Origin of the sequence: Oerskovia douganii, from assembly GCF_015142735.1 — a bacterium.
Classification (GTDB): Bacteria; Actinomycetota; Actinomycetes; order Actinomycetales; family Cellulomonadaceae; genus Oerskovia; species Oerskovia douganii.
This window is the reverse complement of the sequence record NZ_JACSPN010000012.1, coordinates 119,830-120,623: the sequence shown is the minus strand read 5'-3', so window position 1 is coordinate 120,623 and position 794 is coordinate 119,830. Positions and strand designations below refer to the sequence as shown.

Annotated in this window: 1 protein-coding gene; it reads left to right on the top strand. The window is 72.2% G+C overall.

All coding sequences use genetic code 11. The annotated features are described in order from the left end of the window. Positions 1-235: 235 nt before the first annotated feature. Positions 236-730 (top strand): phosphoribosyltransferase, encoded by a 495-nt coding sequence (locus H9623_RS10775; RefSeq protein WP_193720039.1) that lies wholly within the window; start codon positions 236-238, stop codon positions 728-730. The last annotated feature ends 64 nt before the right edge of the window (positions 731-794 follow it).

Here is a 794-nt window from a genome sequence, read left to right as displayed (position 1 = left end):
GGGCCACCTCCCGTTCCGGAGGTGGCCCTTCGCGCGTACCGGGAGAGCACCCGCGGGGCACGCAGACTCATCTGACGCCCCGGCGCCAGCGTGGTCGCCGCGACGTCTGCGTCTCGCCGGCCTGCGGCTCTCGCCTCGTCCCCGGCCGCTCCTCGATTCTCGCGTTCTGGACGGTCACGTCCGGGCCGGGCCCCTCCGCAGGCCGGTGCACAGGTGCACCACCTAGGCTCTGCTCATGAGCACAGAGCGCGAAGTGATGACGTGGGACCTGTTCGGCACCGCGTCCCGAGAGCTGGCCGAGAAGGTGGTGGCCGGCGGCTTCCTGCCCGACGTCGTGGTCGCGATCGCCCGCGGCGGCCTGCTGCCCGGTGGGGCCGTGGCGTACGCGCTGGGCACCAAGGGCGTGGGGACGCTCAACGTCGAGTTCTACACGGACATCGGCCAGACGCTCGCGGACCCGCGGGTCCTGCCTCCGCTCATGGACACGTCCGAGCTGCCGGGGTCCAAGGTCCTCGTGGTCGACGACGTCGCCGACTCGGGCCGCACCCTCGCCCTGGTCATGGGCATGCTCGCCGAGCACGGCACGGAGGCTCGCTCTGCGGTGCTGTACACCAAGCCGCGCACGATCATCCAGCCGGACTTCTCCTGGAAGGAGACCGACCTGTGGATCACGTTCCCTTGGTCGGCGGAGCCGCCGGTCGAGGGTGCGCTGTCGAGGCCGAACGACTGACCGCTCCCCCGCGGCCCCGCCGCACGACGGACGACCGACGCCCCGCCTCTCCTGCGTGGAGAGG

Bases quoted from the DNA above. Each gene is read 5' to 3' on its own strand.
- H9623_RS10775 (WP_193720039.1), top strand. From the start codon at position 236: ATGAGCACAGAGCGCGAAGTGATGACGTGGGACCTGTTCGGCACCGCG.